This window comes from Paraburkholderia sp. FW306-2-2C-D06C (assembly GCF_058781505.1).
Window position 1 is genome coordinate 47,648 of record NZ_JBYSWU010000016.1, and the last position, 19,286, is coordinate 66,933.

The following is a 19,286-nucleotide window of genomic DNA, read 5'->3' on the forward strand; positions in this document are numbered from 1 at the left end:
GGCTTATACGCGCTCATCCGTGCGCGTACCCATGCTTTTCGCGGCAGATTTACGCTTGTCCGACGAATTCCGGCAGCGCAGCAAAAAAGCCTGCTGCGCCTCCGAACAAACCCTCATACGCATCTCAGCAGACATGCTCTGCGCGCTAGCGCACACCTGGCCGCACCGGCTGCCGCCACGCGGTTCGTTCGCTAGTCCGCGATGGTCTGCGCCTGATCGTCCAGCCAGATCAGCGCGGCCATGCGCCCCGTTTCGCGGTCGCGGCGATAGGAATAGAAACGCTCGCGTTGCGTGACCGTGCAAAGGTCGCCGCCGACAATCCGGCTGATGCCGAGCCGCTGCAAACGCAAGCGCGCGAGCGCCGCGAGATTGGCCAGGTATTTGCCTGCGTTTTGCGGATGGGCAACGAACGCATCCGCGGTGGCATCGCGTTGCGCGCCGCCGACACCGTTCATGAAGGCGTCACGCACGTCTGCACCCACCTCGAAAGCGTCGGGTCCGATCGCCGGACCGAGGTACGCATGCAGCGAAGCGGCATCGACGCCGGCCAGACCCGCGACGCGCTGCGCGGTCTGTTCGACGATGCCTGCCGCGAGGCCGCGCCATCCCGCATGAGCCGCGCCAACCGCACGCCCCGCCTCATCGCACAACAGCACCGGCATGCAGTCTGCCACCATCACGACGCATACCGTGCCGGGCCGATCGGTGACGCTCGCATCGGCTTGCGTCGGCGCGCCGCTCGCGCGAGTTTGCGCCAGCACATCTTCCGCGCGCACGATGCCGGCGCAGTGAATCTGCGCGAGCCAGGCAGCCTCGCCGACGCCCGCCAGCGCAAGCAGACGCGCGCGGTTGGCGGCGACCGCGGCGGGATCGTCGCCGGCTTTCATGCCGAGGTTCAGGCCGCCGGGCTGATCCATGCCGTCGTGCCAACGGCCGAACGGCGGCTCACTCACACCGCCATTGCGCGTCGTGACGAGCGCACGCACGCGCGGCGATACGTTCCATGCGGGTTGCACAACATCGGCAAAGGTCAGCTCGGGCAAGCTCATGCGTGGTCGTCCTCGTCGTCCTCGTGGTGTTCAGCGGCTTCGTCGTCGTGGCCGGGTGCGCCGTCTTCTTCGATGTCTTCGTCGATGTCTTCGTCGATGTCTTCGTCGAGCGACGCATCGTAGTCCTCGTCCTCATAGTACGTCTCGTCGAACTCGCCGGCTTCGTCGCGCCCCAGGCCGAGCGCGGCCGACAGCACCGCCATGTCTTCCGGCACATCCGCGCGCCATTGCATCGTCCGGCCGGTTTGCGGATGAATCAGCCCGAGGCGCCACGCATGCAGCGCCTGGCGCGCGAAGCCGTCCGGCAGCGGCGTGACCGAGCGCTTGCCGCGTGCGCGCCCGTACACCGGGTCGCCCAGCAGCGGATGGCCGATGTGCGCGCAATGCACGCGAATCTGATGGGTGCGGCCGGTTTCCAGGTCGCAATGAATCGCGGTGACCGGCTGACGCTGCCAGATCGCCGTTTCGACGCGCCGGAAATGCGTGCGCGCCGGTTTGCCCGACGCGCTCTTGACGACCGCCATGCGCGTGCGTTCACGCGGGTCGCGGCCGATCGGCGCGTCGATCGTGCCTTCTTCGGGCATGTTGCCCCACACCAGCGCGAGGTAGCGGCGCTTGACCGTGCGCGCCTGCAGCTGACGCACCAGATCGGTCTGTGCCTCGAGCGTGCGCGCGACCACCATCAAACCGGAGGTTTCCTTGTCGAGCCGATGCACGATGCCCGCGCGCGGCAGGCCCGCGGCGGCGGCGCCATAGCGGTACAGCAGACCGTTCAGCACCGTGCCGCTCCAGTTGCCGGCGGCCGGATGCACGACCATGCCGGCCGGCTTGTTGATGACCACCAGCGTGTCGTCCTCATAGACGATCTCGAGCGGAACCGGCTCGGGTGTGAACGCGAGCTGTTCGGGCAGCAGATCGGGCACGAGCTCGATAGTCGCGCCGAGCGGCACCGGCTGACGGATCCTGGCCGGCTTGCCGTCGATCCGCACGCGCTCCGCCTCGATCCAGCTTTGCAGCCGGTTGCGCGAGAACTCGGGAAACACCCGGGCGAGCACCTTGTCGAGGCGCTCGCCGGCCAGTTCGTCGGGCACGGTGACGCTGCGCGGCGTTTCGTCCGCGACGCGGCCGGCCACGGTCGGCACAATGCCGGGCTCGCCGGCGGCGGCGAGCGCGTCGCTGCCGAGGTCGTCGTCGAGCGAATCGACGCCCAACGCGTCGGAGGGGTCAGCGCTTAAGCTATAATCTTCGTTGCTATTCCCGGCGCCGGTAGCGGTACCTGGAGTATTTGAGCGGGTCATTGAGTCTGGGTCACCTGGACGTAAAGCTAGACTGGAAAATGCGAGCCTTGAACACCATCACTAAAGCGGCGATCAATTTGGCGGCCATCAAGAAGGCAGCCCGGAAAGTGGCCGGATACATTGCGTGCGCCGCAGCCGTCGCCGTTGTTGCGGCTTGTCACGGCCTGCCGGAAAAGACCGACGAAACGGCTACGTGGAACAACAACAAATTATATACGGAGGCGAACGACGCCCTGTCCGGTGGCGACTTCGGCAAGTGCGCCAAGTATTTCGAGATGCTCGAGGGCCGCGATCCGTTCGGCCACTTCGCCCAGCAAGCGCAGATCAACGTTGCGTATTGCAACTGGAAAGACAATGAAAACGCCGCCGCCGACCAGGCGATCGACCGCTTCATCCAGCTGCACCCGGATCATCCGGACATTGCCTACGCGTACTACCTGAAGGGCATGATCCACTTCAACGACGACCTCGGTCTGTTCGGCCGCTTCTCCGGCCAGGACATGAGCGAGCGCGATCCGAAGTCGCTGCGTGAATCGTATGACGCGTTCAAGATCGTGGTCGACCGCTATCCGAACAGCAAGTACGCGCCGGACGCCGCGCAACGCATGCGTTACATCGTGAACGCGCTGGCGTCGCACGAAGTCCACGCGGCGGATTACTACTACCGCCGTGGCGCCTATGTCGCCGCGATCAACCGCGCACAGTTGGCGTTGAAGGAATACAAGAACGCACCGTCGATCGAAGACGCGCTGCACATCATGATGCTGTCGTACGAGAAGCTGAATCAGCCGCAACTGGCCGACGACACCAAGCGCGTGCTGGCCGGCACCTTCCCCGACAGCCCGTATATCACCGGGCATGCAAGGCCGGGAAAGGAAAAGTCGTGGTGGCAGTTCTAAGTCCCGCCACGCGCTGAAAACAAAAACGCCACGACCGAAGTCGTGGCGTTTTTGTTTGTGCCGGCTACGTCGCTCTGGTTTGGGGCTCCTGCTTCAAGCTCCCGCTTCAAGCCCCTGCTTCAATCCATTGCCTCAATCCCGCTCGAACAACGCAATCGACTCCACATGCGACGTGTGCGGGAACATGTTCACCACGCCCGCGCCGACCAGCCGATAGCCTGCCTCGTGCACCAGCAGACCGGCGTCGCGCGCGAGCGTCGCCGGATTGCACGACACGTAGACAATCCGCTTGGGCAGCGGCCCATTGCCGCTCTGCGCGATCTCGGCCAACGCCTTCGCCACGGCCAGCGCGCCTTCGCGCGGCGGATCGACGAGAAATTTGTCGAAACGGCCGAGCGCGCGCATGTCGTCGGCGGTGACTTCGAACAGATTGCGGCACGCGAACGACGTATGGCCCGCCACGCCGTTCAGTTCGGCATTGGCCAGCGCGCGCGAGGTCAGCACCTCGCTGCCTTCAATGCCGACCACCTCCTTCGAAATCCGCGCAAGCGGCAGCGTGAAGTTGCCGATCCCGCAGAACAGATCGAGCACGCGGTCCGTGCGCGCCGGCGCGAGCAGCCGCAGCGCGCGGCTCACCAGCACGCGGTTGATCGCGTGATTCACCTGGGTGAAGTCGGTCGGCTTGAACGGCATCCGGATGTTGTATTCCGGCAGCGTGTAGTCCAGTTCCACGTCGAGCGGATAGAACGGCGTGACCGTGTCGGGACCCTTCGGCTGCAGCCAGAACTGCACCTTGTGCTCGTCGGCGAAGTCGCGCAGCACCTGTTCGTCGGCTTCCGTGAGCGGCTCGAGGTTGCGCACCACCAGCGCGGTGACCGACGAGCCGACCGCGAGTTCGAGCTGCGGCATGCGGTCGTAGATCGACAGCTTGCGGACCATGAAGCGCAGCGGCATCAGCATCGCCGACACATGCGGCGGCAACACCTCGCAAGTCTTCATGTCGGCGATGTAGCTGCTCTTCTTCTCGTGAAAGCCGATACGCATGCCGCCCTTTTCCGGCAGGTAGTGCACCGCCAGACGCGCGCGATAGCGATAACCCCAGGACGGCCCGTGAATCGGCCGAAACACGGTTTCCGGGCGAAGCCTGGCGAGATGCTGGAGATTGTCTTCGAGCACGCGCTGCTTGACCGCCACCTGCGCGCGGATGTCGAGATGCTGCATCGAACAGCCGCCGCAGATGCTGAAGTACGCGCATTTCGGCGTGGTGCGGGCCACGCTTTCGCGCAGCACCTCGACGACCTCGGCCTGCTCGTATTTCGGCTTGCTGCGATGAGTCGCGTAGCTGACGCGCTCACCGGGCAATGCGCCTTCGACGAAGATGACCTTGCCGGGCGCGCCGCCTTCGCCCTCGGTGCGGCCAACGCCGCGCGCTTCCATATCGAGCGAAACGATTTCGATGACCGGCTCGTCACCGGTGATGACGGGCGCACGCACCGGAGCGGGCGCCTTCTGGCGCTTCGGCGGGCGACGATGGGGGGCAGTTCGGGACACCTGCAACTTCCTGACAAACTTGGGAGAAAGGCGAGATTGTAGACGAAGCTCCGCCTTTGCCAACGATTTGGCGCGGCCACGATGTCATGACCGCAGCATGTGCTGGGCGCCGCGCTCTCGATTAGCGTACGGCGAACCGCTTCACCCACTGACTAGTTATCGAACGCTGCCAGGTACTCGGCCCATTGCGGCGCCGTCTCCAGCGCGAGCGCGTTTTTCACCAGCGTGATCTCGTCAGCATACTCTTCGGCGGAAAACGCGCCGCGGACCAGCTGGAAACGGCAATACAGCAGATACGTGTTGACGACGTCAGTCTCGCAGTAGTTACGGATCTCCTCGATGCGGCCTTCCTGATACGCGTGCCACACCTGGCTGCCGTCCATGCCCATCTTGCCGGGAAAGCCACACATCCTGGCGAGCGCGTCGAGCGGCGCATTGGCGCGCGCCTGATACATCGCCAGCACGTCCATCAGATCCGTGTGACGTGCGTGGTAGCGGCTGATGTAGTTGTTCCACTTGAACTCGCGATCGTCCTCGCCGAGATCCCAGAAACGGTAGGCCGGAATGCCATTGACCAGCGCGCGGTAATTCAGCACCGGCAAGTCGAAACCGCCGCCGTTCCACGATACGAGCTGCGGTGTGTATTTCTCGATCACGCGATAAAACGATTGCACCAGTGCGGCCTCGCCATCTTCCGGCGTGCCGAGCGAGCGCACCCGGAAACCATTGTTGTCGCGGAATACGCAGGAAATCGCCGCGATCCGTTGCAGGTGATGCGGCAGGAAATCGCTGCCGGTCTTTTCGCGACGCGCGGCGAACGCGTGCTCGGCGACTTCGGCGTCGCTCAGCGTGGCGGGCAAATCTTCGAGGCGGCGAATGCCGGCGACATCGGGAATCGTCTCGATGTCGAAAACCAGGATCGGTGTCATTGAATTAGAGAACGGCGTCCTTGCGCACACCGTTGGAGGCAAAGAAGCGCTTCAACCGCACCAGCGCTTCCTGCTGGATCTGGCGCACACGCTCGCGCGTGAGGCCCATTTCATCGGCCAGCTCTTCAAGCGTGGCCGGCTCGATGTGGTTCAGCCCGAACCGCCGCTCGATCACATGACGATGCTTGTCCGACAACCGTGCGAGCCACGCGCGTGTGAGCGTTTCCAGCTCGCGGTGCTGCACCTCGGCGTCCGGCGACTGGCTCTGATCGTCGGACAGCAGATCGAGCAGGCTGCTCGCCGGGTCCAGGTCGAGCGGCGCGTCAAGCGATGCGGTGTGCTCGTTCAACGCGAGGATGTCGGTGACTTCGTCGGTGGTCTTGCCGGTCAGATAGGCAATGTCGTCGATGCTGGCGTCGCGGCGCTCTGCCGCTTCGCCCGAATTCATCGAATTTTTTTCCAGATGGCGCTTGGCGCGCAGCACCTGATTGAGCTCACGAATCACGTGCACCGGCAAACGCACGGTGCGCGCCTGGTTCATGATTGCGCGCTCGATGCTCTGGCGAATCCACCAGGTGGCATACGTCGAAAACCGGAAGCCGCGTGTGGGATCGAACTTCTCGATCGCGTGCATCAGACCGAGGTTGCCCTCTTCGATCAGATCGAGCAGCGGCACGCCGCGGTTCAGGTAGCCCTTCGCAATGCTGACGACGAGCCGCAAATTACGCTCGATCATCACCTGCCGGGCGTCGAACTCGCCCGCCTTGGCAAGGCGCGAATACTTCTGCTCTTCTTCGACGGTCAGAAGCGGTTTGACGCTGATACGGTTCAGGTAGTGCTGGATCGTGTCGGCCGTCAGCTCGGCTTGCAGCAGCGCGCGGAAATCGTCCGCGTCCGGCACGGCTTCGCTCGCGCTTTCGCGCGCGTCGCCGGCATCTTCCACGCCGGCCTGGCGCTCGTCGAGGTCGCGCTCTTCCACGATCTCTTCTTCGACTTCCGAAGCGCTACCTTCGTCCACCAACGCGGACGTGGCACGGCTGATCGTTTCAGACTCGGCTTGCGGCGGGCGGCGCTTCGGTTTCGGCATGGTCGTATCGCTTATTGCGGCGGCAAATACTTCAGTGGGTCGACAGGTTTACCCTGCCGGCGAACTTCGAAATGCAACATCACACGGTCGGAATCGCTATTGCCCATCTCAGCGATCTTCTGCCCTTTGGTCACCGCATCCCCCTCTTTTACCATCAAAGCGCGGTTGTGTGCATACGCGGTGAGATAAGTTGCATCATGCTTGATGATAATGAGATTGCCGTAACCACGCAGCCCATTTCCTGCATAAACTACCCGGCCGTCCGCCGAAGCCTTGACTGTGTCGCCCGACGCGCCTCCGATATTGACGCCCTTGTTGGTCGAGTCGTTGAAGGTGCCGAGCAGCGGGCCGCGCACCGGCCATGCGAACGCGACGTTGCCGGACGCGCCGGAGGTCGAGTCGCTCGCGGCGCCTTGATTGGCCGGCGGCGTCAGCGAGGCGCCGTTCGAACCCGAACCATAGATGGGCGGCGCCGCTGCGACGCCTGCTGCTGCGCCCGTCGACGGCGCCGTGCTGCCGAGCGGCGCGCTTTGCACCGCGCCGCCGCCGCCGATCGGCGCGGTCGTGACGCCCGGCGTCAGCGCGGCGGTGTTGGCGCCCGGCGGCACCACGCGCAGCAACTGATCGACTTCGATCTGATTCGGATTGGTGAGATTGTTCCACGCCGAGATATCGCGGTAGTTCTGGCCGTTCTCCAACGCGATCCGATACAGCGTGTCGCCCGGCTTCACGCGGTAGTAACCGGGCGGCGGCGGTCCGAGCGGCACAGCCGGTTGCTGCGCGGTTTGCGTACTGAGCGCGCCGCCACCGGAGCGATCGACGACAGGCGCCTGATCGAGCCGGGAAGCACAGGCCGTCATCAACAGGGACAAGGCGAGCACGCACACGCTACGCTGGGTTACGGTCATGGGGACATTCAGGCTGGTTCTTTGCATCGCGCGCAACATACTCATCGGTGTCAAATCACTCCGGATTTTAAGGGTACAAAGAAAACGCGATCAAGCCGCGACTCGCGCCACTGCGCGGGCCCGAGGCGCTCGACCAGAGTCAGCACCTGGTTCTGGCCGTCCTGCGAGCCGACCGGCGCGACCAGACGGCCGCCGATCGCGAGTTGTTCAAGTAAGGCTTGCGGTACATCGAGCCCGGCCGCGGCAATCACGATCGCATCGAACGGCGCCGCCGACGGCAACCCGAGGCGGCCATCGCCGTAGTGCAGCCGGATGTTCGGTATGCGCAGCGGACGCAAGTTCGTCTTCGCGCGTTCGGACAACGGCTTGATGCGTTCGATCGAATAGACATCGCGCGCGACCTGGCTCAGCACGGCTGCCTGATAACCGCAACCGGTGCCGATTTCGAGCACATTGTTCAGCGCACGGCCCGCTGCGGCCAGCTCGATCATCCGGGCGACTACCGAGGGCTTGGAAATCGTCTGGTGATGGCCGATCGGCAATGCGGCATCTTCATAGGCCTGGGCCGCGAGGCCCGGGTCGACGAACATGTGGCGCGGCACCACCGACATCGCGTTCAGCACGCGCTGATCGGTCACGCCGTTCGCTCGCAGGCGTTCGACCATCCGTTCGCGAACCCGTTCCGAAGTCAGCGCCAATGCGCCGTTCAGAGCAACGTTCGGTGCGGCGGCGCGCTCGCTGGGTTTGGCAGCGGATTTGCCCGGCAGCGCCGCTTTTGGCGCGGCGCGCGCAGTCGAAATCTGTGCGGCGGCTTTCGCCTGTGGTTTGGGTTGCGGCTGGACCTGGGGCTTAACCTGGGTCGTTACCTGCGTAGTTACCTGGGTTTTTACCTGAGGCTTCGCTTGCGGCTGAGCCTGCGCTCCGGTCTGCGGCTTCGCTTGAGACTTTGCTTTAGGCTTGACCGCGGAGCCGAGCGGCGAATTCTTCGCCAGTTGCTGGCGTGCATTGAGCGCAGCACTTGCGGCGAGTGCCGCCGCGCGCACTTCGCCCGGGCGCCCTTCGGGCCGGCGCGGTTCGCGCACCAGGTCCTCGAGACCGAGCGGAAAGCGCTTTGCGCGCTCGCCGGTCATGAAGCGCCGCTGCCGGCGCGCGCCCAGTCGCGCGCTGCGGGCAGCATTTGCGTGTGGGTCAGGTCGAGCTGCAACGGCGTGATCGACACGTGGCCGTTCGCGACAGCGTGGAAATCGGTGCCTTCGCTGGCGTCGCGCGCGCTGCCCGACGGGCCGATCCAGTAGATCGGTTCGCCGCGCGGGTTGGTCTGGCGGATCACCGGCTGCGACGGGTGGCGCTTGCCGAGCCGCGTGATGTGCCAGCCGCCGAGCTGCTCGTATGGCAGGTTCGGAATATTGATGTTCAGCAACGGATGCCCCGGCAGCGGCTGCTCGAGGTAATGCGCGACGATCTCCGCAGCGACGCGAGCCGCGTCTTCGAGATGCACCCAGTCCTTGTCGACCAGCGAGAACGCGATGGCCGGCACGCCGAACATGATGCCTTCAGTGGCGGCGGCGACGGTGCCCGAATAGAGCGTGTCCTCGCCCATGTTCTGGCCGTTGTTGATGCCCGAGACGACGAGGTCCGGCGTGTGGTCCAGCATGCCCGTCAGCGCGATGTGCACAGAGTCGGTGGGCGTGCCGTTCACATAATAGAAACCGTTCGCCGAGCGCAGCACCGAGAGCGGCCGCGACAGCGTCAATGAATTGGACGCGCCGCTGCAGTTCTGCTCGGGGGCCATCACGGTGACGTCCGCGATCGGCTTGAGCGCTTCGTAAAGCGCGGCAAGGCCGGGCGCCAGATAACCGTCGTCATTGCTGAGTAGGATTCGCATGCGGCGATTGTAACCGAGGAAAGAAGACGCGCGAACGACACGGCAGGCGGCGCGCACGGCGCATGCAAAGCGCACGCGTCGAGCACGCGTCGAGCACCCGGCGGGCACTCATCGGGGACGCAACGAGCCGGCCTCACGCAATAAAAACGCACGGTCGTGCTGCTTGCTTTACACTCAGACTACTTGCGACGCCCCGAAGGAAGTCCCCTTGGGGGACCCTGATCGATAAGGAGACACGATGCGCGCGATTCGCTGTAATCAGTACGGGCCGCCGGAGAGCCTGGTCGTCGAAAATCTGCCGGACCTCGAACCGCCGCCCGGTCACGTCGTGATCGACGTCAAAGCCGCGGCCGTCAATTTTCCCGACGTCTTGATCATCGAGAACAAATACCAGTTCAAACCACCGCTACCGTTTACGCCGGGCTCCGAAGTCGCGGGTATCGTGCGTGCGGTCGGCGCGGAGGTCACCCAGTTCAAGCCGGGTTCGCGCGTGGTCGCGTTCACCGGTTCTGGCTGCTTTGCCGAGCAGGCGCTGGCGCCCGCAGCGGCGTGCGTGCCGCTTGCCGATGGCGTCGAATTCGAGCTGGCAGCCGCGTTCACGCTGGCCTATGGCACGTCGCACCATGCGGTGGTCGACCGGGGCGAGTTGAAGGCCGGCGAGACGATGCTGGTTCTGGGCGCGGCAGGCGGCGTTGGACTGGCGGCGGTCGAAATCGGCAAGGCGCTCGGCGCACGCGTGATCGCGGCGGCGTCGAGCGATGAAAAGCTCGCCGTCTGCGTGGAGCACGGCGCCGACGCCGCCATCAACTACAGCACCGAAGATCTGCGCGAACGCATCAAGGCGCTCACCGGCGGCAAAGGTCCGGACGTGATCTACGATCCGGTCGGCGGCGTGTACGCAGAACCGGCGTTTCGCAGCATCGGCTGGCGCGGGCGCTATCTGGTGGTCGGCTTCGCGAACGGCGAGATTCCGAAGCTGCCGCTCAATCTGACGCTGCTCAAAGGCGCGAGCATCGTCGGCGTGTTCTGGGGTGACTTTGCGAAACGCGAGCCACAACACAATCATGCCGCGTTCGAGCAGATGGTCGGCTGGATTGGCGAAGGCAAGCTCAAGCCCTACGTGTCGGCGCGCTATTCGCTCGAAGACACCGGCCGCGCGTTGCGCGACATGGCGGAGCGCCGCGTGATCGGCAAGGTGGTGATTACGCCTTGACCACGGTGCGCCACGGTGCGCTTACGAAGCACTTGTGGAAGATGCGAACAAAAGCGCGCGGCTTGCGAACCGCGCGCTTTGTTATCTGGACCGCGTGCCCGCGTTAGAGCTTTTCCGTCTCGCCCGTTTTCGGCTGCCATTTCATCAGACGCCGCTCGCCGATCCCGACGATGGCATCGAGAATCAGCGCGAACGCGGTCAGCACCAGAATCCCGGCGAACACGGTATTGATATCGAAGGTGCCTTCGGCCTGCAAGATCAGATAACCGACGCCGCGTGCCGAGCCGAGATACTCGCCGACCACCGAACCGACGAACGCGAGCCCCACCGATGTATGCAGGCTCGAAAACACCCAGCTCATCGCGCTCGGCAGATACACGAAGCGCAGCAACTGCTTGCGGTTCGCACCGAGCATGCGCGCGTTGGCGAGCACGACCGGGCTGACTTCCTTCACACCCTGATAGACGTTGAAGAACACGATAAAGAACACCAGCGTGACGCCCAGCGCGACCTTCGACCAGATCCCGAGACCGAACCACACGCCGAAGATCGGCGCGAGAATCACGCGCGGCATCGAGTTGGCGGCCTTGATGTACGGGTCGAACAGCGCGCTCGCGAGCGGCGACAGCGCGAGCCACAGGCCGACGCCCAGCCCCAGCGCAGTGCCGAGTGTGAACGCCAGCACGGTTTCGATCAGCGTGATCCACAGATGCAGATAGATCTCGCCGCCCGTGAACCATTCCCAGATCCGCTGCAGCACCCTCTGCGGCTCGCCGAAGAAGAACGCGGCCTTGTTCGGGTCGTCGAAATAGAGCGCGGGCAGCAGCGTCGGGCTGGTCAGCACGTACCAGAGCACGAAGCACAGCACGAGCAGCAGCCACTGCCAGATCACCAGGTTCGCCCGGTTCGGGCGCAACGTCTTCCACATGGATCGATTGCCTTACACGGTTAATTGACGTAACTGCGAAGCGCAACTACAGGACACAACCGCCCGGACGCGGTTAAACGGCCGTGAGTTGTTGCTGGTAACCCTTGAGCACCTCGTCGCGCAGCACGCTCCAGATCTGCGCGTGCAACTCGACGAAACGCGGATGCGCGCGAATCTCGGCGACGTCGCGCGGACGCGGCAAGTCGATCGTAAACTCGCCGATCGGACGCGTGCCTGGTCCGGCTGAGAGCACCACCACGCGATCGGACATCGCGATCGCTTCGTCGAGATCGTGCGTGATGAACAGCACCGCCTTGCGTTTGGCGACCCACAGGTCGAGCAGCTCGTTTTCCATCAACTGACGCGTCTGGATATCGAGCGCGGAAAACGGCTCGTCCATCAGGATGATGTCAGGGTCGAGAATCAGCGTCTGCGCCATCGCGACGCGCTTGCGCATGCCGCCCGACAGCTGATGCGGATAGCGGTCGCCGAAACCGCCGAGGCCGACGCGTTTGAGCCACTCGTCAGCTTTGCTGCGCGCTGCGGCCGGCGGCACACCCTGGAAGGCGAGGCCGGCCATCACGTTGTCGATTGCGGAGCGCCACGGCATCAGCGCATCGGCCTGGAACATGTAGCCGGCGCGTCGGTTGATGCCCTTGAGCGGCTCGCCGAATACGTTGACCACGCCTGACGACGGGTCCAGCAAACCGGCGCCGACATTCAGCAAAGTGGATTTGCCGCAGCCGGTCGGACCGACCACCGAAACGAATTCGCCCGGCGCGATGCGCAAGGTGGTGTCCTTGACTGCCGTGTAGCGCTGCGCGCGGTTATCGCGTGCGGCAAACGTGCAGGTGATGTTCTCGAGCGCCAGCGCGGCAACGGTCATCATTCGACTCGCTTCGAAGATCGGTTTCGGTTTGTCTGTTATCGCGCCTGCGGTGGTCAAGGCGAACGCGCTGCGCGGCCACCCTTGCCCCCGCAGGTAAAGGCTTACGCCTTGACGGTGGCCAACGCTTTCTTGACGAAGTCGTTGGTCCACGTCTTCGACAGATCGATCGGCTTGCCCTGCACCGCCGGATCGAACGCCTGCAAGGTTTTCAGCGAGGTAGCCGGGCCGTCGGCGGGCATCAGTCCATCCGGCGACATCGCCTCCTTCACGTGCTGCCACGCGTCCAGATATACCGCGCGGTCGCCGAGCAGATAGCCTTCCGGCACCGTGTTGATCAGCTCGCTGCCGGTCGCCGTTTGCAACCACTTGAGCGCGCGCACCATCGCGTTGGTCAACGCCTGCGTGGTGTTCGGATTCTTCGTGATGAAGCTCTGCGACGCGTACAGGCACCCTGCCGGCATATCGCCGCCGAATACGCTGCGAGTATCGGCGAGCGTGCGCGTGTCCGACACGACGCGGATCTCGCCGGTCCGTTCGAGCCTGGTCATCACGGGGTCGAGATTGGCGATCGCATCGATCTGGCCCGACTGCAACGCGGCGATCGCGCCCGCTCCGGCGCCCACGCCGATGAACGACACGTCTTTCGCGGTCAGCCCGGCCTTCGCCAGCACAAAGCTCGCCATGATCGAGGTCGACGAACCCGGCGCGGTCACGCCGATTTTCTTACCCTTCAGATCGGCGATCGACTTGTAGTTCGGCATCGCCTTCTTCGACACGGCGAGCACGATCTGCGGCGCGCGTCCTTGCAGCACGAATTCACGGAACGACTGCTTTTGCGCCTGCAGCAGCAAGGTGTGTTCGAACGCGCCTGAGACCACGTCCGCGCTGCCGCCGACCGCCGCCTTCAGCGCTTGCGAGCCACCGGCGAAATCGGAGATTTCGACTTCGAGGCCTTCGTCCTTGAAGTAATTGCGGCGCTCGGCAATGGTGAGCGGCAAGTAATAGAACAGATTCTTGCCGCCGACAGCAATCGCCACCTTCGTGGTTTCAGGTTTGCCCTGCGCGAAGGCGAGCGGCGTGGCCGCAAGCGTGACGCCTGCGAGGGCGGCGCTACCGGCGAGGAAGGTTCTGCGTTGCATGGTCCGTAGTCTCCGACTTTTGTTGTCCAGCTTTTTTGTTCAGCATTTTTGTCTTTTGCCGCGGCGTTCAGGGGGCGCGGCGCTTGCGTCCTGGTGTACGTCCCTGGTCTGCGTCTGGCTTTGCCTCTCTGCTTGCGGCGCGTGACCTGCAGAACGGTGGCAAATCACGTGCGGCGAACGCTCTCGAACCACACTCACTCAGACTATCTGTTGCGCATGCAACCGTGCAATGTGGTCTGCATCATAACCTAGCGATTGCAGGACTTCATCGGTATGTTCACCCAGTTCCGGGCCGAGCCAGCGGGTTTCGCCGGGCGTTTCCGAGAGCTTCGGCGTGACCGCCGGCAACGTGATTTCCTGGCCGTCCTGCCACTTGAAGCGCTGGATCATCTGACGCGCGATGAACTGCGGATCGGTAAACATGTCGGCAACGCTGTAGATGCGGCCGACCGGGACGTCGGCGGCATTCAGTACGGCGAGCGCTTCGTCGATGGTGCGCGTGGCGAGCCACGCGGCGATCGCGCCGTCGATTTCCTGAGTGCGCGGCACGCGGCCGTCGTTGTGCGCCAACGCGGGATCGTTCGCCAGATCATCGCGTTCGATCGCCAGCATCAGCCGTTTGAAAATCGGATCGCTGTTGCCGCCGATCACGATGCTGCCGTCGCGGCACGGATACGTGTTCGACGGCACGATGCCCGGCAGCGACGCGCCGGTGCGCTCGCGCACCATGCCGTACACGCCGTATTCCGGCACCACGCTTTCCATCATGTTGAACACGGCCTCGTACAGCGCGACGTCGACGACCTGCCCTTTGCCGCCGTTCACCTGCTTGTGATGCAACGCCATCAACGCGCCGATCACGCCATGCAGCGCGGCGATCGAGTCGCCGATCGAAATGCCGATGCGCGGCGGCGGCAAGTCGGGATAGCCTGTGATATGGCGCAAGCCGCCCATCGATTCGGCAATCGCGCCGAATCCGGGCCGGTCGCGATACGGTCCGGTCTGGCCGTAGCCGGACAAACGCACCATCACGAGGCCGGGATTCTCTGCGGACAACACGTCGTAGCCGAGCCCAAGCTTCTCGAGCAGCCCGGGCCGGAAATTCTCGACGACGATATCCGCCTCTTTCGCGAGACGCCGCACGATCTCCTTGCCCTCTTCGGCTTTCAGATTGATCGTCACGGATTTCTTGTTGCGCGCCTGCACGGCCCACCACAGCGACGTGCCGCCGACTTCCGGGTAGAGCTTGCGCCATTTGCGCAGCGGGTCGCCGCCTTTGGGATCTTCGATCTTGATGACGTCGGCGCCGAACTCGCCGAGAAAGCGCGCGGCGAACGGGCCGGCGATCAGCGTGCCGAGTTCGAGCACCTTGACGCCGGCGAGCGGGCCTTTGGGCGCGGCGGTTGCGCTCGATTCGGGGATGGCGCTCATGGGGTCTCCTTTGTTCTATTCCGGCGGCGTCGTTTAAGGTGTGCGCGGCGGTGCGCGCGGTTGGTCGGCGCGGCGGGCGCAGCACGTGCCTCGGCTACATCGAGCGCCGGTCGAGCATCGCGCGGGCGATCGTGCCGGCGTCGACGTATTCGAGTTCGCCGCCCACCGGCACGCCGCGCGCGAGGCGCGTTACGGCAAGCCCGCGCGCCTTGAGCGTCTGCCCGAGGTAATGCGCGGTGGCCTCGCCTTCGTTGGTGAAATTGGTCGCGAGCACGACTTCCTTGACGATGCCGTCCGACGCGCGTTTGACCAGCCGGTCGAAATGAATCTCCTTCGGGCCGATGCCGTCGAGCGGACTGAGCCGCCCCATCAGTACGAAATAGAGGCCGCGATAGGTCATCGTCTGTTCGAGCATGATCTGGTCGGCGGGCGTCTCGACGACGCACAGCAGCGTGGGATCGCGCTCAGGATCGAGGCAGACCTCGCAGATCTGCGCTTCGGTAAAGGTGTTGCACTTCTCGCAGTGCTGCAGATGCTCGGTCGCGAACAGCAGCGAGCGGCCGAGCTTTTCGGCGCCGTCGCGGTCGTGCTGCATCAGGTGGTACGCCATGCGTTGCGCGGACTTCGGCCCGACACCGGGCAGCGCGCGCAGCGCTTCGACAAGCGCCGACAAGGCGGAAGGTTGTTTCATGCGGATCGGCGGCGTCGAAGTGGGTGTTGCCCGTCATGTTGCCAGAGAGCGGGAGCGATGCGGCTCCGTCGGCGCGCAGGCGAATCAGGCGGGCGCGCTTGACTGACAAGCCAGGACGAACTGGGACGAGCACACAAAGAACGTGACTCGTGCGTTCAGCGGACGCCGCGGCGGCAGCTGCCGCCGCGCTCGTCCCGCCTTGCAGCGACTGCGCTCAGAACGGCAGCTTGAAGCCCGGCGGCAGCGGCAGACCCGAGGTCATGCCGCCCATCTTTTCCTGGGCGGTGGCTTCGGCCTTGCGCACGGCGTCGTTGAACGCAGCGGCGACGAGGTCTTCCAGCATGTCCTTGTCGTCCGCGAGCAGGCTCGGATCGATCGATACGCGGCGCACGTCGTTCTTGCAGGTCATCGTCACCTTGACGAGACCGGCGCCCGACTGCCCCTCGACTTCGATCTGCGCGAGTTGCTCCTGCATCTTCTTCATGTTTTCCTGCATCTGCTGGGCTTGCTTCATCAGCCCGGCGAGTTGGCCTTTCATCATGGACATGCTCCTTCTTGATAGCGTGAAATCCGGAAATCGGGCGCTCCACGGCGCGGCGAATCAGTGAGCGGACGGCGCGCCGTTCGGGCCGGCGTCCTGCGTAATCGGGCGGATCGAGCCGGGCACGATGCTCGCGCCAAACTCGCGGATCAGCGACTGCACGAACGGATCGGCGCCGATCTCGCGCTCCGCTTCCTGCTGACGCTGGGCGCGCATGGCGGCGTCGTGCGCGGCCGCGGTGCGGCGTGCCGGACCGACTTCGACCAGCACTTCGACGTTCCGGCCGAGCTTTTCGGCGAGCGCGGTTTTCAGTTTAGCGACCTGCGAGGCTTCCGCGTACTGCGGCACCGGCACGTTCAGCTTGAGCGTGGCGCCTTCGAGGGCCATCAGTTCGCTGTTGAATGCCAACTGGTACGAAATGCCTTTGAGCGGCAGGCCGACGGCAAGCGCGGGCCAGTCGCCTTCGAAGCCCAGCGGGTCGAGCGGCACGGCCGGCGGCAGCGGGCGTTTGTCGACCACCGGCGCGGGCGCGGACGGCGCCGCGGCGCTTACGCGGACGTCGTCAGGGCCGCTGTCGAACACAGGCACATCATTGTCTTCCGGCAGGCCGTAATAGCCTTCGTCCGCTGGCGAGAGCGGCAGGTAATCGTCGGGCGGCATGTCGTCCCACGGCGGGACCGACGAGCCGCTCTGCGCCGCGCCGCTGCTTTGCGCCGGCGACGAAGACGCCCGCGCGGCGGGTGCGGTGTCCTGCTGCGGCGCGCGGCGCGGGGCGCCCGGCGTAGGCACGGGCACGACGACGCGCGGCGCGGCGGGTTTCGGCGTGGAAGGCTTGGCGATCGGCGCGGCAGAGGCGCGGCCACGGTCCGATGAGACCTTCAAACCGGCGCTGCGCAAGACGTCTAGCGCCGCGCTGGCGCCGCCCGCGCGGCGCGGCGGGATATCGGCTGCGGCTGCGGCCTCCACCGAACTTTCCTCGCCGCCTGCCGTCGCGGCGGCGGCCGGTGCGGCGGCCGGTGCGGCGGCCGGTGCGGCGGCCGGTGCGGCGGCCGGTGCGGCGGCCGGTGCGGCGGGCGGTTGCGCGGGCGCTTCGTCGGCGCCGCTGTCTGCGGCGGATGGTTCGTTGCCGACGGGCTCGGCGGCCTGTTCGGCTTGCGTGGCTGCTACTTCGCGAGCGGGCTGCACCGGCGCTTCGCTCGGCGCCGCGGCCATTTCGACAGCGTCCGGCTGGGTGGCGTTCTGCGCGACGACATGGGCGGACGATTCCGGCGCTACGCCGTCTGATGCCTCGAGCGTGGACGCATTGCTTTGCGACGCCTGGGAGGCAGGTTCGCTTGCCGCAGATGCCGACTCCATCGACGCCGTAACTTGAGCGGCTTCCGGTTGCTTCTGGCCCTTGGCTTCGGCGTCAACCGGTCGGACCTCAGCCGCTGCGTTTGGCGCATCAGCCACGCTCGCGTTTTCCACAGCGGGCTTGTCCGACGCCTCCGCTACCTCAGGCTCAGCGCTCTTCGCTGCTGTCGCCTCATCAATGCGCGGCTCGCGCACTGATGAGGCAGCACCCGCTGCCGGCGCCGCAGGAATCGATGCAGCTTGCGGCGCAACCGCATCTGCCGGACGCACCGCCGGCGGACGCGCGGACGCCGCCGCCGGCGACGCAGCCACCGCCGGCGTATCGGCGCGTTTAGCGCCGCTCGAATTCGACGGTCCCGCCGCGCGGCCTGAACCCGCCGCCCCGCCGCCACCGCCGGTGGGCGCCGGTTCGAACGCCAGCATGCGCAACAGCGTCATCGTGAAGCCGGCATATTCGTCGGGAGCGAGACCCAGCTCGCTTCGGCCGACCGTCGCGATCTGATAAAACAACTGCACCTGCTCGGCGCTCAGCGCTTCGGCAAAACGACGCAAATCGCCCGCCTCCGGCCACTCGTCCAGCACCGACGACGGCGCGAATTGCGCCCACGCGATCCGATGCAGCAAGCTCGCCAGATCCTGCAATGCTGTCGAAAACGACAGGCTGCGTAACGCCATCTCGTCCGCGACCGCCAGCACCGCGGCGCCGTCGCCGTCGGCAAGCGCGCCGAGCAGACGAATCAAATAGCTCTGATCGAGCGCGCCGAGCATGCCGCGTACCGCATCTTCACTGACCTGATTGGCCGAATAGGCAATCGCCTGATCGGTCAGCGAGAGCGCGTCGCGCATCGAACCATCGGCCGCGCGCGCGAGCAGGCGCAGCGCCTGGGCGTCGAACGGCACCTGCTCTTCGCCGAGAATATGTTCGAGATGCGAGACGATGTGCCCGGCCGGCATCTGCTTCAGATTGAACTGCAGACAGCGCGAGAGCACCGTGACCGGAATCTTCTGCGGGTCAGTGGTGGCCAGAATGAACTTGACGTGCGACGGCGGTTCTTCCAGCGTCTTCAGCATCGCGTTGAACGCATGGTTTGTCAGCATGTGCACTTCGTCGATCATGTAGACCTTGAAGCGCGCATCGACCGGCGCATAAACCGCCCGCTCCAGCAACGCGGCCATTTCGTCGACGCCGCGATTACTCGCTGCGTCCATCTCGACATAATCGACAAAGCGGCCTTCGTCGATCTCGCGACACGCGCGGCACACGCCGCACGGCGTCGAGGTCACACCGGTTTCGCAATTCAGCGCCTTGGCGAAGATGCGCGACAGCGTCGTTTTGCCGACGCCGCGGGTGCCGGTAAACAAATAGGCATGATGCAGACGGCCACCGTCGAGCGCGTGCGTGAGCGCGCGCACCACGTGCTCCTGTCCGACGAGCGAAGCGAAATCCTTCGGCCGCCATTTGCGTGCGAGAACTTGATAGGTCATCCGGAAATTG

General features: G+C 65.0%; 17 protein-coding genes. 2 read left to right on the forward strand and 15 right to left on the reverse strand.

Annotation, left to right across the window (positions count from 1 at the left end; genetic code table 11):
• Positions 1-191 precede the first annotated feature (191 nt).
• Positions 192-1,049, reverse strand: coding sequence for a peptidoglycan editing factor PgeF (gene pgeF / locus AC3WLT_RS14605; protein WP_492592431.1), 858 nt, complete (start codon positions 1,047-1,049; stop codon positions 192-194).
• Positions 1,046-2,347, reverse strand: a complete 1,302-nt coding sequence (locus AC3WLT_RS14610) for an RluA family pseudouridine synthase (protein ID WP_492592432.1) — start codon at positions 2,345-2,347, stop codon at positions 1,046-1,048. Before AC3WLT_RS14610 ends, pgeF begins: the two co-directional genes overlap by 4 nt.
• A 38-nt stretch (positions 2,348-2,385) precedes the next feature.
• Between AC3WLT_RS14610 and AC3WLT_RS14615 the strand changes: the two genes are divergently transcribed.
• Positions 2,386-3,246 (forward strand): outer membrane protein assembly factor BamD, encoded by an 861-nt coding sequence (locus AC3WLT_RS14615; RefSeq protein ID WP_492592433.1) that lies wholly within the window; start codon positions 2,386-2,388, stop codon positions 3,244-3,246.
• 132 nt (positions 3,247-3,378) lie between these two features.
• Here AC3WLT_RS14615 and rlmD read toward each other — a convergent pair whose 3' ends face one another.
• The 6 genes from rlmD to surE all read right to left on the reverse strand — a co-directional run bounded on the left by rlmD (position 3,379) and on the right by surE (position 9,606).
• Positions 3,379-4,797 carry a 23S rRNA (uracil(1939)-C(5))-methyltransferase RlmD gene (rlmD, locus tag AC3WLT_RS14620; protein WP_492592434.1) on the reverse strand — a complete coding sequence of 473 codons (1,419 nt, stop codon included), beginning with the start codon at positions 4,795-4,797 and terminating at the stop codon, positions 3,379-3,381.
• Between the two features lie 152 nt (positions 4,798-4,949).
• A complete protein-coding gene (locus tag AC3WLT_RS14625) occupies positions 4,950-5,726 on the reverse strand; it encodes a 3'-5' exonuclease (protein WP_492592435.1) in 777 nt (258 codons plus the stop codon).
• 4 nt (positions 5,727-5,730) lie between these two features.
• Positions 5,731-6,813, reverse strand: a complete 1,083-nt coding sequence (gene rpoS, locus AC3WLT_RS14630) for an RNA polymerase sigma factor RpoS (protein WP_492592436.1) — start codon at positions 6,811-6,813, stop codon at positions 5,731-5,733.
• Between the two features lie 11 nt (positions 6,814-6,824).
• The gene (locus AC3WLT_RS14635; protein WP_492592437.1) at positions 6,825-7,766 is read right to left on the reverse strand and encodes a peptidoglycan DD-metalloendopeptidase family protein; all 942 of its coding nucleotides are present in this window, start codon (positions 7,764-7,766) and stop codon (positions 6,825-6,827) included.
• Between the two features lie 5 nt (positions 7,767-7,771).
• The gene (locus AC3WLT_RS14640) at positions 7,772-8,851 is read right to left on the reverse strand and encodes a protein-L-isoaspartate(D-aspartate) O-methyltransferase (protein ID WP_492592438.1); all 1,080 of its coding nucleotides are present in this window, start codon (positions 8,849-8,851) and stop codon (positions 7,772-7,774) included.
• On the reverse strand, positions 8,848-9,606 hold the full coding sequence (gene surE, locus AC3WLT_RS14645) for a 5'/3'-nucleotidase SurE (RefSeq protein WP_492592439.1): 759 nt from the start codon (positions 9,604-9,606) through the stop codon (positions 8,848-8,850). The genes AC3WLT_RS14640 and surE overlap by 4 nt, the downstream gene beginning before the upstream one ends.
• 238 nt (positions 9,607-9,844) lie before the next feature.
• On the opposite strand from surE, the gene AC3WLT_RS14650 reads away from it, so the two are divergent.
• Positions 9,845-10,819 carry an NADPH:quinone oxidoreductase family protein gene (locus AC3WLT_RS14650; RefSeq protein WP_492592440.1) on the forward strand — a complete coding sequence of 325 codons (975 nt, stop codon included), beginning with the start codon at positions 9,845-9,847 and terminating at the stop codon, positions 10,817-10,819.
• A 103-nt stretch (positions 10,820-10,922) separates the two neighbouring features.
• On the opposite strand, the gene AC3WLT_RS14655 is transcribed toward AC3WLT_RS14650, so the two are convergent.
• The 7 genes from AC3WLT_RS14655 to dnaX all read right to left on the reverse strand — a co-directional run bounded on the left by AC3WLT_RS14655 (position 10,923) and on the right by dnaX (position 19,276).
• A complete protein-coding gene (locus tag AC3WLT_RS14655) occupies positions 10,923-11,747 on the reverse strand; it encodes an ABC transporter permease (RefSeq protein WP_492592441.1) in 825 nt (274 codons plus the stop codon).
• 73 nt (positions 11,748-11,820) lie between these two features.
• Positions 11,821-12,633 carry an ABC transporter ATP-binding protein gene (locus AC3WLT_RS14660; protein ID WP_492592508.1) on the reverse strand — a complete coding sequence of 271 codons (813 nt, stop codon included), beginning with the start codon at positions 12,631-12,633 and terminating at the stop codon, positions 11,821-11,823.
• Positions 12,634-12,737: 104 nt separating this feature from the next.
• Entirely contained in the window at positions 12,738-13,775 is a 1,038-nt protein-coding gene (locus tag AC3WLT_RS14665; RefSeq protein WP_492592442.1) for an ABC transporter substrate-binding protein, read from the reverse strand.
• Between the two features lie 198 nt (positions 13,776-13,973).
• Positions 13,974-15,206, reverse strand: coding sequence for a CaiB/BaiF CoA transferase family protein (locus AC3WLT_RS14670; RefSeq protein WP_492592443.1), 1,233 nt, complete (start codon positions 15,204-15,206; stop codon positions 13,974-13,976).
• A gap of 94 nt (positions 15,207-15,300) precedes the next feature.
• Positions 15,301-15,897, reverse strand: coding sequence for a recombination mediator RecR (gene recR, locus AC3WLT_RS14675; RefSeq protein ID WP_492592444.1), 597 nt, complete (start codon positions 15,895-15,897; stop codon positions 15,301-15,303).
• Between the two features lie 214 nt (positions 15,898-16,111).
• Positions 16,112-16,438 (reverse strand): YbaB/EbfC family nucleoid-associated protein, encoded by a 327-nt coding sequence (locus tag AC3WLT_RS14680; protein WP_006048866.1) that lies wholly within the window; start codon positions 16,436-16,438, stop codon positions 16,112-16,114.
• A gap of 60 nt (positions 16,439-16,498) precedes the next feature.
• Positions 16,499-19,276: a DNA polymerase III subunit gamma/tau gene (gene dnaX / locus AC3WLT_RS14685; RefSeq protein WP_492592445.1), complete on the reverse strand. Its 2,778-nt coding sequence runs from the start codon at positions 19,274-19,276 to the stop codon at positions 16,499-16,501.
• Between the last annotated feature and the right edge of the window lie 10 nt (positions 19,277-19,286).